Source organism: Roseibium limicola (assembly GCF_017313085.1).
Taxonomy (GTDB): domain Bacteria; phylum Pseudomonadota; class Alphaproteobacteria; order Rhizobiales; family Stappiaceae; genus Roseibium; species Roseibium limicola.
The window spans coordinates 1-15,632 of the sequence record NZ_JAFLNF010000004.1 but is presented as its reverse complement, the minus strand read 5'-3'; the positions used below and the strand labels follow the sequence as shown (position 1 = coordinate 15,632).

Annotated in this window: 12 protein-coding genes; 7 read left to right on the top strand and 5 right to left on the bottom strand. The window is 59.3% G+C overall.

Going from position 1 to position 15,632, the window contains the following annotated elements:
- Positions 1 to 54: 54 nt before the first annotated feature.
- From J0X15_RS09895 to J0X15_RS09885, 3 genes are read right to left on the bottom strand one after another with little or no spacing between them, the layout of a single operon-like run.
- Positions 55 to 723, bottom strand: a complete 669-nt coding sequence (locus J0X15_RS09895) for an Isoquinoline 1-oxidoreductase subunit (protein ID WP_209015240.1) — start codon at positions 721 to 723, stop codon at positions 55 to 57.
- The gene (locus J0X15_RS09890; RefSeq protein WP_206940267.1) at positions 720 to 2,894 is read right to left on the bottom strand and encodes a xanthine dehydrogenase family protein molybdopterin-binding subunit; all 2,175 of its coding nucleotides are present in this window, start codon (positions 2,892 to 2,894) and stop codon (positions 720 to 722) included. Before J0X15_RS09890 ends, J0X15_RS09895 begins: the two co-directional genes overlap by 4 nt.
- Position 2,895: 1 nt before the next feature.
- Positions 2,896 to 3,357, bottom strand: a complete 462-nt coding sequence (locus J0X15_RS09885) for a (2Fe-2S)-binding protein (protein WP_206940265.1) — start codon at positions 3,355 to 3,357, stop codon at positions 2,896 to 2,898.
- Between the two features lie 429 nt (positions 3,358 to 3,786).
- On the opposite strand from J0X15_RS09885, the gene J0X15_RS09880 reads away from it, so the two are divergent.
- From J0X15_RS09880 to J0X15_RS09860, 5 genes are all read left to right on the top strand, one after another.
- Entirely contained in the window at positions 3,787 to 4,506 is a 720-nt protein-coding gene (locus J0X15_RS09880; RefSeq protein WP_206940263.1) for a response regulator, read from the top strand.
- Entirely contained in the window at positions 4,503 to 5,912 is a 1,410-nt protein-coding gene (locus tag J0X15_RS20025; RefSeq protein WP_331461903.1) for an ATP-binding protein, read from the top strand. The genes J0X15_RS09880 and J0X15_RS20025 overlap by 4 nt, the downstream gene beginning before the upstream one ends.
- 347 nt (positions 5,913 to 6,259) lie before the next feature.
- Positions 6,260 to 7,366 carry a TRAP transporter substrate-binding protein DctP gene (dctP, locus tag J0X15_RS09870; protein ID WP_206940261.1) on the top strand — a complete coding sequence of 369 codons (1,107 nt, stop codon included), beginning with the start codon at positions 6,260 to 6,262 and terminating at the stop codon, positions 7,364 to 7,366.
- Positions 7,367 to 7,466: 100 nt separating this feature from the next.
- Complete coding sequence (locus J0X15_RS09865) at positions 7,467 to 8,789, top strand: TRAP transporter small permease subunit (RefSeq protein WP_206940259.1); 1,323 nt, start codon at positions 7,467 to 7,469, stop codon at positions 8,787 to 8,789.
- Between the two features lie 3 nt (positions 8,790 to 8,792).
- Positions 8,793 to 10,148: a TRAP transporter large permease gene (locus J0X15_RS09860; RefSeq protein WP_206940257.1), complete on the top strand. Its 1,356-nt coding sequence runs from the start codon at positions 8,793 to 8,795 to the stop codon at positions 10,146 to 10,148.
- A 78-nt stretch (positions 10,149 to 10,226) separates the two neighbouring features.
- Here J0X15_RS09860 and J0X15_RS09855 read toward each other — a convergent pair whose 3' ends face one another.
- Both J0X15_RS09855 and J0X15_RS09850 read right to left on the bottom strand, forming a co-directional pair.
- Entirely contained in the window at positions 10,227 to 12,239 is a 2,013-nt protein-coding gene (locus tag J0X15_RS09855) for a MacB family efflux pump subunit (RefSeq protein WP_206940976.1), read from the bottom strand.
- 25 nt (positions 12,240 to 12,264) lie between these two features.
- Positions 12,265 to 13,479 carry an efflux RND transporter periplasmic adaptor subunit gene (locus J0X15_RS09850; protein WP_206940255.1) on the bottom strand — a complete coding sequence of 405 codons (1,215 nt, stop codon included), beginning with the start codon at positions 13,477 to 13,479 and terminating at the stop codon, positions 12,265 to 12,267.
- A gap of 758 nt (positions 13,480 to 14,237) precedes the next feature.
- Here J0X15_RS09850 and J0X15_RS09845 point away from each other — a divergent pair.
- Together J0X15_RS09845 and J0X15_RS09840 are read left to right on the top strand one after the other, a co-directional pair.
- The gene (locus J0X15_RS09845; protein WP_206940254.1) at positions 14,238 to 14,930 is read left to right on the top strand and encodes an RNA polymerase sigma factor; all 693 of its coding nucleotides are present in this window, start codon (positions 14,238 to 14,240) and stop codon (positions 14,928 to 14,930) included.
- A gap of 137 nt (positions 14,931 to 15,067) precedes the next feature.
- A partial coding sequence (locus J0X15_RS09840) for a flagellin (protein ID WP_206940252.1) occupies positions 15,068 to 15,632 on the top strand: 565 nt, incomplete at its 3' end.

Below are 15,632 nucleotides of genomic sequence, written 5' to 3'. Positions count from 1 at the left end.
GTAAAGACAGGGATGGGAATCAAAGGCTAGTCTGACTGCTTCGCCTTATCACCCTCAGCCGGCCGTTCCCGGACAAACAGCGCCGCTGTCCACCCAGGCCCGAGTGAGAGCGCCGAACAGTTCCTGCGTGCCAGGCGCGGGTTCCCGCCCGACCCCGGGGGTCCAGGCCCAGCCGACCAGCGTGTCTTCGCTGTTGTGCTCCACCAACTCGTCCAAGCTGCGGTCGCCGTTGCGCTCCGGGTCTCTCAACTGCTCGCAGATCCCTTTCAGGCTGCTGCCCTGCCAGGCCATGGTCGCGGGCGCGAGATGCCAGGCGGGATGACCGGGAATGCTGCCTTCACCGTTGGTGAAGGTGACGTTCTCCTCGCCGTGGCAGGTCGAACACTGCAAGCCTTCTGCGCCCATGCCGCCGACGCCGCGCGTGACAGGCGGTGTGTGCGGCCTGCCCTCACGCTGTGTCGGGCTGTCGGCCTTTGGATGGCAATTCATGCAGCGCGGGCTTTCGATCACCTTGCCCATTTCCCGAAACAGCGCTTCTGAGCGTTCAGCGTTATCGGGAATGTCGGAGAACGCCTCGGGGCCACGCAAGCGCTCCTCGTGTCGGTCAACCATCTTTCCCCCCAGCGAATAGGCAATGGAGTAGTCGAGGTTGATATAGGCGAATGCTCCAGCCAGGACGAAAGCGGTTGTCGTGATCACACGACGATTGATCCACGGTCTCATGCCATCACTCCTCGGGAAAACGGAAGGGTCCGGATGCTTTTGCCGGTAAGTGCCCGCCAGGCGTTGGCGACCGCCGGTGCAATCGGTGGAACCCCTGGCTCCCCCACACCAGTCGGATCGGCGGTGGACTTGACGATAGACACCTCGATCTCCGGCATTTCAGACATGCGGATGGAGCGAAAGAGGTCAAAATTGCCCTGTTCCGGGCGTCCGCCCGCTCCGATCGTGATTTCGCTGTACATGGCCGCGCCAAGGGCAAAGCCGATGCCGCCCTCCATCTGCGCCCGGATCACATCGGGATTGATCGCAACCCCGCAATCTACGGCGCACCAGACCTTGTGGACTTTCGGCAGACTATCCTCACCGCGCGAGACTTCGACGATTTCGGCAACGTAGCTTCTGAAGCATTTGACGATAGCCACCCCCAACGCCCGGCCCGGTTTGCCTTCAACACCAGACCAGTCCGCCATGTCGGCGGCCCGCTCAAGCACGTTTCGCAACCGGGTTTCTTCGTCGCTGATCAAGGACAGGCGCCCCTGAACCGGGTCCACCCCGCCCAGAGCAAACAGCTCATCAAGAAACGTCTCGACGGCAAAACAGGTGTGGCTGCTTCCGACTGAACGCCAAAAATTGCCGGTGACACCGTTTTCCATCAGGTGCAAGCCGACGTGGAAATTGGGAATGTCGTACGCGACGCCGCGCGCGCCCTCAACTGCCGACCGGTCGACGCCGTTGCGTACGGCACCGTCAAAGGCTGTCCCCTTCAGGAACGACTGAATGGCAATCACTTGATCCCATGCGGTCACATTGCCCTTCTCATCGATGCCGCCGCGCAGCCGGTGGACTGACATCGGCCGGTAGCGCCCGCCACGAATGTCGTTCTCGCGACTCCAGAGGTGCTTGACCGGTCCCTTGCCCCAGGCCTTGCCGATGGCAGCCACTTCGGCAGCAAACTCGGCGTCAGGCGTTCCCAGACGACCAAAGCTGCCGCCGGCAAACATCGTATGGATATCGACCTGCTCGGGCTGCATCCCGAGAACCTTGACGATCTCGGTCTTGTCGCGGGTGACAAGCTGACTGCCCATCCAGAATTCGGCTTTCTCAGACTGCACATCGACAACCGCGCCCATCGGTTCCATCGGGGCGTGTGCCAGGAACGGAAACCGGTACTCCGCCTCCACCTGCCTGACCGTACCCTCCAGGCCCTTGGCACCCAGACCACGGGTTTCGGTGTCGGCGCCGGGTGTCTTCGTGGCCTCCGCATAGGTGCGAAACATCTCCTCGCTTGAGCGCGTTTCAGCCGCAGACATGTCCCAGTCGGCTTGAAGCGCTGCGACACCCCGCTGGGCGGCGAACCGCGTCTGAGCGATCACGCCAACACCCCGGTCAAGCTGAACCGTGGCCAGAACACCTGGTATTGCATCAGCCGCCGCTGCATCCAGTTGCTTGAGCGTGGCGCCAAAGACCGGCGGATGCAGAACAGCGCTCTGCACCATGTTTTCACGTTCGACATCAATCGAGTAGACTGCCTTGCCCGTCGACTTTTCGTCACCGTCGATGCGTGGCAGGTCCGTGCCAATCAGCCGAAATGTCTCCGGATCCTTGAGGTCGGGTTGCAGCATCAACGGCATCGTGGCGGCCAGTGTGGCAAACGCACCAAAACCGGACGAGCGCCCGCTGGCTGCATGAGAAATCACGCCGCGCTCGACCAGAATCTCCTTAACCTGAACATTCCACTCCTGCGCGGCGGCAGCCACCAGCATGCTGCGCGCGGCAGCGCCTGCCTTGCGCATCTGATAGTAGCTGTTGGCCATCGCCGAAGAGCCACCCGTGCCCTGCATGCCCATGTTCAAATTGGCATAGAGCGTGACTTCCGAAGGAGCCGCCTCGACCCGCATCTGGCTCCAGTCCGCATCCAGTTCTTCGGCCGCCAGCATGGCGAGACCGGTAAACGTTCCCTGGCCAAACTCGATGTGCTTGGAGATCACGGTGACGCTGTCATCTTCGCCGATCCGCAAGAACGCACTGGGTGCAGCCGGCGCCTCCCGCATTTCGGCCGGGGTCATCCGGCGGATCGCCTGTGCCCGTGCCAGGCTCGGCAACACCACAGCAATGACGAGTTCCGTACCCGCCCGTGCAAGAAAGGAACGACGTGTCAAATGGCTGGTCATGTCAGGCCTTCACTTTCTGTGCTGCCTGCAGAATGGCACTGCGGATACGTCCGTAGGTGACACAGCGGCAGATGTTTCCAGCCATAGCCGCATCGATGTCCGCATCGCTGGGGTCTTCGATCAGTCCAAGAAGTCCAATGGCGGACATGATCTGTCCGGATTGACAATAGCCGCACTGGGGCACGTTGAGCGCCACCCAAGCGCCTTGAACAGCCTCTGCGACGGCACCGGTCAACCCCTCGATGGACGTTACAGAGCGCCCTTCCATGGAAGAGACAGGCGCGACACAGGCGCGCCGGTTCATGCCATCGACATGCACGGTGCAAGCCCCACATTGGGCAACGCCACAGCCGTATTTGGTTCCCTTGAGACCAAAGTCGTCCCGCAAGGCCCACAGCAATGGGGTGTCGGGATCCCCGGAATAGGTGACGGCCTTGCCATTCAGTTCGAATTCGATTGTCATCAAACAATCCCTCAGCTGTTCGGCCGCGCCATCGGATTTGCCGAACTGGCAGGCCCTTGTTCAGCTTCGTGTTTTAGAGGGCGTGCTTCACACAGGTGTGCCGGAAGACCCGAAACTTGTAGCGTTTGTCGCAAGCCAAGCTTGGACAAACGCCATCAAAACACCGCCATGCAAGACCATGAACACCGCACTGCCCAGCGCCTGACATCAGCACTTTTCGCGGGGCCCATCGTGTGAGGCAGCACCGAAAACACAAGGAAAATCCTGACATTTAGAAAGATCCAACAGCTTCGCCCGGCAGACGTTCATTGTCGCTTAAGGCTGATGCCAGAGAGCTGTGTGGCTTGACGCAGTTTGATACAAATACTGCGATGCTTGTTGTCCAGTGACCCGCTATCTTTTGGTCTGGACCAACATCAAACGAGCACCATGAAAGACACGCCGCACATCATCATCGTCGATGACCATCGGGATATCCGCGATCTGGTCGGAGAGTATCTCTCCCGCCACGGCTACCGGGTGAGTTTGGCCGAAAACGCTGCCGCGCTTCGCAAGATCCTGCGGCACAGCGCGCCGGATCTGATCGTGCTGGACGTCATGATGCCCGGTGAGGACGGCCTGGATATTTGCCGCAAGCTCCGGGCCGACACCCAGATACCGGTGATCTTCCTGACGGCGCTCGCAGATGACACGGATCGCATCCTTGGGCTGGAAATGGGGGCGGACGATTACATCGCCAAGCCATTCAACCCACGTGAAATCCTGGCACGCATCAAGGCCGTGTTACGGCGGTCGGAGAGCATGCCGGTCAGTCGCGGAAAATACGACAAGGAAATCATCGCCTTCGACCAGTGGACTCTGGACATGAAGCGGCGGGAGCTGGAAAGCCCCACCGGCCTGAGCGTCGCCCTCAGCACCGTGGAATTTCGGCTGCTCAAGGTGTTTCTGGAGCACCCGCGTGCAGTCCTGACCCGCGAGAAGCTGCTTGACCTGACAGTCGGGCGGCAATCCGAACCCTTCGACCGGAGCATCGACAACCAGGTGAGCCGGCTGCGCAAGAAAATCGAGGCAAATCCAAAATGCCCAACGATCATTCAGACACACTGGGGCGGCGGATACAGCTTCGCAGCGGACGTCGAAACCAAGTGACCGCATGGTGGAGCCGCAGCCTGGGGCGCCAGATCATCGGCTTGATGCTGATAGCCCTGGTCATCGGACAAACGATCGGTTTCGGCATCTCCTGGACCAATCGCCGGGCGGCCCTGAAAGAAGCCGCACAAAGCGAGTTTGTCAGCCGCACAGCCACTCTGAGCGAAGTGATTCAGACCATGCCGGACGACTTGCAGCGCAATGTTCTGCAAGCCAGCGCCACAATGCATACCCGCTTCTGGACGACGCCGGACGACCCCCGCCCGGAGGGCCGGACATGGTACTTCAACGCGCGTTCTCATCTGCTTGAACCGCTCTCGAACATCATGACCAATCCGAAGGCCCTGGCAGATCAAGCCGAAGACGAGGCGGTCATCGAACACATCCGCAACAAGCCCTTCGCCGGATGGTCCGATCTGGACAACCCGTTGTGGACATACGCCATCCCGGCAAGCGTTCTGCCGTTTGCCGATGAGATCGGGATGGGGCTGGTCGTTCCCCTGCCAAATGGCGCGTGGCTGAACGCGGTCTTCTACAAATCCCACATTCCGGATCTCGGTACGATTGAGTCCCTTGCCTCGACCATCGCCGCCGCGCTCGTCCTGTGCCTCTTCGGCTTCATCTCCACCCGGCGGATCGCCCGCCCCCTGCAGGCTCTGGCCCAGGCCGCAGAAGGTCTTGGGCGCGGTGAAGGCGTTTCCCCCGTGACAGAGCGCGGGTCTGATGACATCCGCAATCTCTGTGTGGCCTTCAACCAGATGCAGCACCGGCTGCATCGCTTCATCGATGACAGGACGCGCATGCTGGCCGCCATCGGGCACGACCTCCGCACGCCTCTGACCACCCTCCGGCTGCGAACGGAACTTGTAGCCGACGAGGAGCTGAAAGCCAGGATGGTCGAGACCATCGAGGAAATGCAGGCGATGACCGCCGCGACACTGACGTTTTCCAAAAACGATGCGGCTGTCGAAGACACGCGCAATGTCGACCTCGGGGCACTGGTTGGAAGCCTGTGCGACGACATGGCCGAACTCGGGCACGACATCGCCTTTGTCGACAGCGGCGTTATCGCCTACCGCTGCCGTCCCGATGGCCTCAAGCGGGCCGTCCGCAATCTCATCGAGAACGCCTGCCGATATGCAGACAGCGCCACCGTTTCGCTGGCTCTCACCGGCAACAGCGTGGACATTTGCGTCGACGATCAGGGGCCAGGCATCCCGCTGGAGGAGATCGAACAGGTGTTCGCCCCGTTCTATAGGCTGGAGCAGTCGCGCAGCCGGGAGACTGGTGGCGTCGGTCTCGGCCTGTCGATTGCCCGCGCAATCGCCCGACAGCACGGCGGCAACATTCACTTCTCCCCCAACACCCCCGGCCTCCACGCCGTTCTGTCGCTGCCACGGATTTGAGAAGGTTAAGCAATCAGGGCAGCTGGAGAGCCGATTCAACCTGCAACACCACCGCCTTAGAAATCCAACCGATTATTGCATTCGAGGCAATTGCATCCCTCACTTGTTCCCTGAAAGCATAAATGTATCAAACCATCCTACTGCTTGCGGGGCGGGGGAAGTGATGTAGACTAACTCTCGCTGGGGAGGAAACTTCCGAGTGCTGCTGCTTTCGTTTGGAGGAATGAAAGCACTTTCAGCACTGTACCGTCAGCACCTGTGTAGACGAAAGTTTAGGAGGAACTTCCGTCTTGCTCACTGGATGCTTTGACCGGGATTTCCCCTCCCTGGCCTAATGGGAGGAAAGCATGAAAAATCTTACAACCCGCAGACAGGCTTTGCGGAGCCTTGCCGGTGCTGGTGCCGCAGGAGCTGCAACACTTGCAGCACCGCATATCGCATCCGCACAAGGTGCCACCAAGACCTGGAAGATCCAGACCAGCCACACCGGCGGTATCGGACTGCAGACGTTCAAGGACTGGTGCGGCACCATCGAAGAAAAGACCGGTGGCGAACTGGCGTTCCAGCCGTTCGGTGCCAATGACGTCGTTGGCGACTTCCAGCTTTACGATGCTGTTAAAAATGGCGTCTTGGACGCGGTGAACCCTTTCACCATTTACGCTCAGGGCATCATTCCGGCTGCAACATTCCTGACCAGCTATCCGCTGGGCCTGCGCAACCCGCATGAGTGGGACGTCTTCTACTATGCGCTCGGCGGTCTCGAAATTGCCCGTGAGCTCTATGCGGCTCAGGGCATGCATTTCGTCGGTCCGATCCATCACGGCCCGAACATCATCCACTCGAAGGTGCCGATCCGCTCCGTCGACGACTTCCGCGGCCTGAAAATGCGCATGCCAGGCGGCATGGTGGCCGAAGTCTTCAGCGAACTGGGTGCAGAAACTACGGTTCTGCCGGGTTCCGAAATCTTCCCCGCCCTTGAAAAAGGCACCATCGATGCCGCCGATTACGTCGGTCCGGCCGTGAACTACTCCCTCGGCTTCAGCCAGGTGACCAAGTACATCTCCATGGGCCCTCCAGGCTTCATGTCGCTGTATCAGCCGGTCGATCTGATGGACATCACCGTCGGCGAGCGCGCCTGGCAGGAACTGAGCCCGCAGATGAAGACCTTCGTGGAAATGGAAACGCACGTCTATTCCGACATGCACCATGCCGCGATCCAGAAGGCCGATCAGGAGTCCTGGGCGAAGTTCGAGGCCGATGGCACCGAAGTATCGCGCCTCAGCCAGGACGACGTGGAACTGATGACCGAAGTCGCCATTCCGATCTGGTTTGCCTATGCAAACCGCGACCCGAACGCGGCGCGGATCTTCAAGATCCAGCTCGACTACATGATGTCCGGCTCGCTCGGCTACGTGCAGCCTGACCTGGTCGAAGGCTACGAACTGGACCTCTAAGGTTCCCTACTTCGCAACTTGAAGACCGGGCTCGCGCGGATTACTGCGCGGGCCCGCTGTAACTCAACCTGGGCCGCGTGCCCCTGGGGAAGGTAGAGGCATGCCTCACTTGGATTTCACATTGCCGCACTGGGCCTATTGGGTCGGACTGATCGTCTTTCCGATCGTCGCGGCAGCACTGGCGAGACGGCCAAAACCGAAAGAACGCCGGTATTCACTCGTTCTGGGATATTTCATCCTGATTACCGGGGGCATTCTGGGCCTGCACAGGCTCTATCTGAAGAGCCTCCTCGGGCTGGTCTATATCCCGGTCTTCATCTGTATTCTGTTTGCCAATGCGCAGGGGCAGGACGCCCGTTCGACGGTCTCTGACATGAGCAACCTGGTGCGCCAGGCGGAACGCACGTTGAGCCGAGAAGGCGACCGTGTCACGGCAGCAGAAGCCGACCTTCCTGCCTTGCGGGCGGAGCTGGCCGAAGTTGAAGAAGGCAGCATTCGCGAGCGTCGTGCGCAGCGCAATGTTGACCGCGCCGAGCAACGCATCGAACAGGGACGTGAGCGTCTGGCCGAGGCCGAGGCCGGGCTGGAAACAGCACGTCCGGCGGTAGAAAAGGCCGTTGCCGACCTGAACTTCTGGGCTGACTTTGCCAAATACGCCTTCTGGGTGCTGATGGCCGGTGTGGTGATCGACGCCGTCCTGTTGCCGGGTCTGGTGCGCCGGGCCAATGCCCAGATCCCGCCGGAACCTGAGCTGACAGAAGTCGAAAAGGCTCTGAAAAAGATGGAAGCCGAAGAACGGCAGGAAGATTCCCGCTTCGTCTCCACAGGATGGACCGGCAAGATCGACCAGTTGTCGCTGTTCTGTGGTGAGTTCGTCAGCTACTGGGCCGTCATCGCGGTCATCGTCTACTATTTCGAGGTGATGGGACGATACGTCTTCAACAGCCCGACGAACTGGGCGCATGAGGCCATGTATCTTATGTTCGGCATGCAATATCTCATTGCCGGGGCCTATGCGGCGCTGACGGAGGCGCATGTGCGGGTGGACATCTTCTACGCACCGCTGTCGCGCCGACGCAAAGCCGTCGTCGACCTTCTGACATCCGTGTTCTTCTTCATTTTTGCCGCCACTCTTCTCGGCACGTCCTACATCTTTGCCTTTGACGCTATCGCGGTGCCTTCGGGCAACTCGGTCATCTCCGACTGGGCACGCGGCGAGCTGAGCTTTGGCGAAATGGTGGCCGGACTGAACCTCGGTCAATGGACCGATCCGAGCATCCGCTGGGGTGAGATCAGCTTCAACGAATGGGAAGTTCCGCTTTGGCCGATGAAGTGGGTCATGGTGGTGGGCGGCCTGCTGCTTTTGCTGCAGGGCATCTCAAAATTCGCGCAGGATCTGCGCAGGGTCATGGATAAGGCTTAAGGCATGGGACTCGATATCGGAATTGAGTGGCTGACACTCATCATGTTCGGCTCACTGCTGGTCCTGCTCATGGCAGGCCTGCCGTTGGCCTTCGTCACGGGGGGACTCGCATGTGTCTTCCTGTTCATTCTGGGAGACGAGCGAGCGCTCAACATCGTGCCCTCGCGGATTTTCCCGCTGATGACCAACTATCAGTTGTCGGCGATCCCCCTCTTCATCTTCATGGCATCGATGCTGGAGAGGGCGGGCATCATCAACGAGATGTTTGATGTCATCTACAAGGTGCTTGGCGGCGTCAAAGGCGGTCTTGCGGCTGCAACGATCATCGCCTCCACCGTGCTGGCCGCGATGGTCGGCGTCATCGGAGCGGCTGTGGTGACCATGGGCATCATCGCCCTGCCTGCCATGCTGAAGCGGAATTATGATCCAAAGATTGCCATGGGCTCGATCATGGCGGGCGGCACGCTCGGCATCCTGATTCCACCGTCGATTCTGGCCATCATCTATGCTGTCGTGGCCGAGCAATCGGTTGGGGAACTGTTCATCGGCGCGGTTGTGCCGGGGTTGTTGCTGTCAGGCATGTACATTGCCTACGTCATCATCGTCTGCACCATAGACCCTTCCAAAGGTCCGCCGATCCCGGTGGAAGAACGCATCTCCTTCAAGGAGAAGGTGCGGTTGATGTCCAACATGTCGGCCCCTATTGCGCTGATTGCCATCGTGCTCGGGGTCATCTTCACCGGCGTGGCAACGCCCGTGGAGGCCGCCGGCATCGGCACTTTCGGCGCCATCATCGTGGCGGCCATTCACCGGAACCTGGACTGGCAGACCCTGCGTGAGGCTTCGATCACCACCTTGAAGGCTTCGGCCATGGTGATCTGGATCATGTTCGGCGCCACCATCTTCGTCGGACTTTATGTTCTCGAAGGCGGGCAGCAGTTCGTTCAAGGCGCTCTGGAAGCAACCGGCCTTGGCCCCTGGGGCATCCTGATCATCATGCAGGTGGTGCTGGTGGTCCTGGGCATGTTCCTCGACTGGGTCGGCATCCTGCTGCTCTGCGTGCCGATCTTCGTGCCGATCATCAAGGCGCTTGGCGCGGCCTCCTTCGGGCTCGACAATCCGGATGATCTGGTGCTGTGGTTCGGGGTGCTCTACCTGGTCAACATGCAGATGAGCTTCTTGTCGCCACCATTCGGCTATGCGCTGTTCTACCTGCGCGGCGTTGCCCCCCCGGAGATCCCGATGACCGATATCTTCAAGTCTGCGTTGCCGTTCCTGGCGCTGCAGATCGTCGGGCTGGTGCTGTGCATGATGTTCCCGGACATCGTCACCTGGCTGCCGAGGCTGGTCTACGGCTAACAGCCGAACCGAGCCTTAAAAACAGAAAAAGCCCGGCGGAGCGATCCGTCGGGCTTTTTTCTTGAGGGACAAGCATGGTCACCCGCCAGACAGGGCTGCCACCGGATCCAGCCGTGAGGCGTTACGCGCCGGCAAATAGCCAAAGACGATGCCGATCAGGCTGGAAACGCTAACCGCCGCAATCATCGAGGTCGATGAGTAGATCAGCTGGAAGCTGGAGCCGAGAAGCGAAAACAGAAAGCCAAAGCCCAAGGCCACCAGAATGCCCAGCACCCCGCCAACCACACAAACCAGCACAGCCTCGATAAGGAACTGCTGAAGGATATCCCCCTGCCGGGCACCAACAGCCATGCGCACCCCGATCTCATTGACACGCTCCGAGACGGTGACAAGCATGATGTTCATCACTCCAATGCCGCCAACGAACAACGAGATGACCGCAATCGCCGCCACCAGAAGTGTCAGCGTCTGGGTGGTCGCGGTGATGGTCTCGCGTATGTCGTCGGTGTTGAGGATGAAAAAGTCCTTGGTGCCGTGGCGGCGGGTAAGGAAATCCGTCACCGCCTGCTCGACAATCGAACTTTCCACCTCCTCGGTCATCCGCACGGTGATGCTGCGCAAGCTCATGTCACCCAGCATCCGGGTCTGCAACGTCGTGTAGGGTAGATAAACCGACAGGTTCTGACTGCCGCCAAACCCGCCTTGCTGCTGTTCCATCACGCCAATGACTTTCGCCGGCACATCTCCCAGAAGTATGGTTGATCCGAGAGCCGCGTCCGCTTCACCGTCAAACAGGGCGTCCAGCGTGTTTTCATCAATCACTGCCTCTTGCGCACGGCGCTTGACGCTGGATGCATCAAAGAAGCTGCCAGCCAGCACCTTGGCGCCTTTCGCGTCAAAGTACCCGGCGCCAACACCACTGACCTGAGCCGAGGCTTCCTGCCCCCGGTAGCGCATGGTGGAGCTGGTTGAGACGGTCGGCGTGACCGCCACCACATAGGACTGTTTGGCCAACTGATCCGCATCGGCCACCGTCAGTGTGGTGATCTTGCCCGAGCGAACGTCGCCGAAGCTTTTGCCGGGAAAGATCTCCAGCGTGTTGGTACCAAGGCTTGAGATGTTGGCCAGAACCTTTTGCTGCGAGCCCGCGCCAAGTGCCACGACGCAGACCACCGATGCAATGCCGATGATGATGCCGAGCATGGTCAAAACCGCACGAACCCGATGCGCCTGCATGGAGCGCAGCGCCATCTTGAAGGATTCCCCCACCCGGTCGACCTGCCCCCGCAGACTGGCAAAGATCCCCGATTTGGCCGGCGATGAGGGGGCCTCCGCCATTGGTTTCGACTGAGCCGGTATGTCTATGCCGGTGGTGGACGAACTTGAAGCCTCAGGGCTTGAAGGCCTGTTCGTCGTGTCCGACAGAATGCGACCATCCTTGATCTCGATCACACGTTCCGCCATGGCTGCGACCGAAGCATCATGGGTGACAAGAATGATGGTGCGGCCGAAGGCGTGAAGCTCCTTCAAAACGGCAAGCACTTCTTCGCCGCTGCGACTGTCGAGTGCGCCGGTTGGCTCATCAGCCAGAATGATATCGCCGCCGTTCATCAAAGCACGGGCGATGGAAACCCGCTGCTGCTGACCACCCGAAAGCTGACCGGGGCGGTGCTCTTGCCGATCTTCCAATCCGAAGCGGGTCAAAAGGTCCGAGGCCCGCTGTTCACGTGCACCGGATGCCACCCCGGCGTAGATGGCCGGCATTTCGACATTCTCCAACGCCGTCAGCTCATTCAACAGGTGATAGCGCTGGAAGATGAAACCGAAATGCTCGCGCCGCAGGCGGGCCAGCTGATCAGCCTCAAGATCCCCTGTTACCTGGCCCTCCACCCGGTAGCTACCCTGGCTCGGGCGGTCGAGACATCCGAGAATATTCATCAAGGTGGATTTGCCTGACCCGGACTGGCCGATAATCGCAACAAACTCGCCCCGGCCAATGTCCAGATCGACAGCCGACAGCACTTCCACCTCGCCGTCGCCTGCGGGAAATGCGCGGCTGATGCCACGGAGTTCCAGAACCGTGTCACTCATTTTCTTGGTCACCATTGATTTCACCTCACAGCCCCATCGGGGGGCCGCGCATTTCGCCACCGGAGGACACGGTCGTTGCCCCTTCGCCGATGACCACGGTTTCGTCAGGGTCCAGTCCGGTCGTGATCTCGGCGTTGACCTTGTCATTCAGCCCAACGGTGACGTCCCGCTCCTGCATCCGCTTGTCAGCACTCACCACCATGACGGTGTTGGTGCCGGAAGCGGTCGTGCGCAGCGCTGTCGACGGCACAGTCACCACGTCCTGCGCCTGACCGAGGATGACCTCCACCTCAGCCGTCATGTAGGTGCGCAACCGCCCTTCCGGGTTCTCTACGTGAAAAATGCCGTTGTAATAGATGGCTGAAGTGTCGGTACTGGAAGAGCTGTCAGAGGAGATGGCGCTGTCAGAGGTAATACTTTCCGGCGCAGGCTCAATGCTCTCCAGCGTGGAGGAATAACTCTTTTCCGGCTCGCCGATGATGGTGAAGCGGACGGGCTGTCCCGGACTGACGTTGACCACATCCGCCTCGGAGATTTCTGCGCGCACTGTCATCACCGAGAGATCCCCCAGAACCACGATTGTCGGGGCGGACTGGGCGGCATTCACGGTCTGACCTTCCTGGTTGACGATGGCCAGAACGGTGCCCGCCTTGGGCGCGGTGATCCGGGTGTAGTCGAGATTGGCCTCGGCCGTTTCCACCGCGACTTCTGCCGCATCGACCTGCGCCTCCAACGCAGCAATCTGGGCTTCGACGACCTTGACGTCAGCCTCTGCGGATTGCAGTTCGGAGACCGCCGTGGCGTTTTGGCTCGACAGGGTTTTCTGGCGTTCGAACACCTGACGCGAGAGCCCCAGATCAGCCTGCCGCTCAACCAGCTGTGCCTTGACTTGTGCAAGGGAGGCTTCTGCCGTGCGCAGATCATTGACCTGGGTGACGCTGTCGATCTCTGCGACCAACTCCCCCGCCTCTACCTTATCGCCGATCACGACATGCACGCCGGTGATCCGTCCCGACACCTGAGCCCCGACCGCGACCAGCGTGCTGGGACGTATGATGCCAGTGGCCAGCACGGTTTCCTCGATGTCGGCTCTTTTGGCTTTCGCGGTCAGCAAGCTGGCTGTCGGGTCCTCCGGGGTAAACGTGCCCCTTTGCCACAATACGGCTGCCACCACAGCACTGACCACCAGCAGCCAGGCCAGCCAGCGCAATGGACTACGACGGGTTTTACGGGGAGCCATCTGTTTGTTCTCTCAATCGATGTCAGGACGCTGCGGAGTCCAACCAAAACGGCGGAAGGCAGCGCAGGCTTGAATGGGATGCCGTGAGCCGGAATGTTTCCTCTTTAACCGCTTTGCCCGCAGCCGCAGTGCCCGAATTATCGGCCACACGGCGATCAGGCGCGAAAAAAGAACGCCTTTCAAAAAAAGCGATGGCAAATTCTGCCCACCAGTTGGTCTGTATTTAAGCTCATACAACTGACAAACAACGGCTTTTTTGTATCAAAACTGTCAAAGTTTCCTTTTGGGAAACACCGTGATGAAACCTGACATGAAGGGAAATAGTCCCCCTGGATCCTGCTGCGATATCGGTAGGTTAGACGATGTAAATTCTTTGGAAATTCGCAAAGCCGGCAGCTTCTCCCCTGTCCGCAGGGGAGAATAGGGTTTAAACACTTACTTAACCATTTCAGTTCCCGCGCTTCGGCGATATTCGCCATCACTTGGAAAAACCAAGATCATGAGTGTCTTCCAGTCCAGTATTTTTAAATTCACGGGACATCTCGAAGTTTATTTTCGAGAATTAACTATGGAATACTTCTAGTCATGCACATCAAACTGGAGACTAGGCATTATTTTCCCAGCATTAGGCACTTATTTCCTAGTAAAAATATAAAAATTACTTCATTTACTGCGCCTGATTTCTTTTTGGCGGTCGTTAAAGGAGTGGAAGCGGTTCCGATAGGGCCCGCAGTGTCACTTTTTCAAGGGATTGCCTTATGGGCATCGCCAACCCGTCAACGGCTCAAGCTCAAGCTGCGCATCCGGAAGATGCATCGGCAACGCTGCCTGTCGACCGGCAGGCAGCCAACGTGGCGATCCAGCGCTTGTCTGCGGCCGAGTGGCGTAGCATGAACGACGATGATCTTCTCACCAGGATCAAGTCAGACGACGAAACCGCCTTTCGAGAGCTGGTAGAACGTCACGTCGATCGCGGCTACGCAGTCGCCTACCGTATCCTGCACAACGCTACGGATGCGGAAGATGTGGTGCAGGACGCGTTTTTGCAGCTCTGGACCAAGCGTGAGAAGTGGGAAACCGGCCGGGCGAAGTTTTCGACCTGGCTTTACCGCGTTGTCACCAACCGGTGCATCGACCAGCTCCGCCGCCCCCGCGTCGAGGTCATGGACGACCTGCCCGAGCTGGAAGACGACAGCTGCGACCAGATGGACATCCTGGAACGTCAGGAAGCAAGTGATCTTCTGGCCAAAGCAATTCAGGAACTTCCAGAGCAGCAACGCGTTGCATTGGTGCTGTCCTACACAGAAGGTCTGAGTAACTCAGAAGTGGCGGATATCATGGAGACTTCGGTCTCTGCGGTTGAAGCACTTCTCAAGAGAGCCAGACAAAAACTAAGGCATCTACTGAGAAATCACGGTGGCGAGATACTTGCGATGTTTACAAACCGTTAAACATAGCCAGCAATTCCACATCTATATTACCGCCTGATTTGACTGACTCCTCTCGTTGTAACGACAGGTGCGCGGAATCCCGTGCCTGAACCACGCCTATGTTTGGGGCGTGGCCCCAACAGTTACTGGAGTGCGTAATGCCTGTTATCTCGACGAACACCGCAGCGAACACCGCTGTTCGCTACCTGAACATGAACTCTGCTCAGCAGTCCGAGTCCCTCAGCAAGCTGGCTTCCGGTTCGCGTATCACCACCGCATCCGACGATGCAGCTGGTCTGGCGATTGCCACCAAGCTGTCTTCCGACGTGACCGCTCTGGAACAGGCTGCGACGAACGCGTCCCACGGCATTTCCATTTTGCAGACTGCCGATGCCGGTGCTTCCAACACGTCCGACATTCTGGAACGTATGAAGACCCTGGCCTCCCAGGCAGCTTCCGGCACGGTGACCGACACCGAGCGTACATACATTCAGGCTGAATTCGACGAGCTGATGGACGAAATCGACTCCATCTCGACAGCGACCCGCTACAACGGCCAGTCCCTGCTCGATGGTACGTCCGACTTCGCTGACGACACTGTCAAGACAGCCGCTGAAGTGACGACCGGCGTAACAAGCGCTGCTACTGTCGAAGGTACGAACGGCGTTGCTGCCTCTGTCACCAGCGGTAGTGATATTTCCGCTTGGACGCTTGAGGACGGAC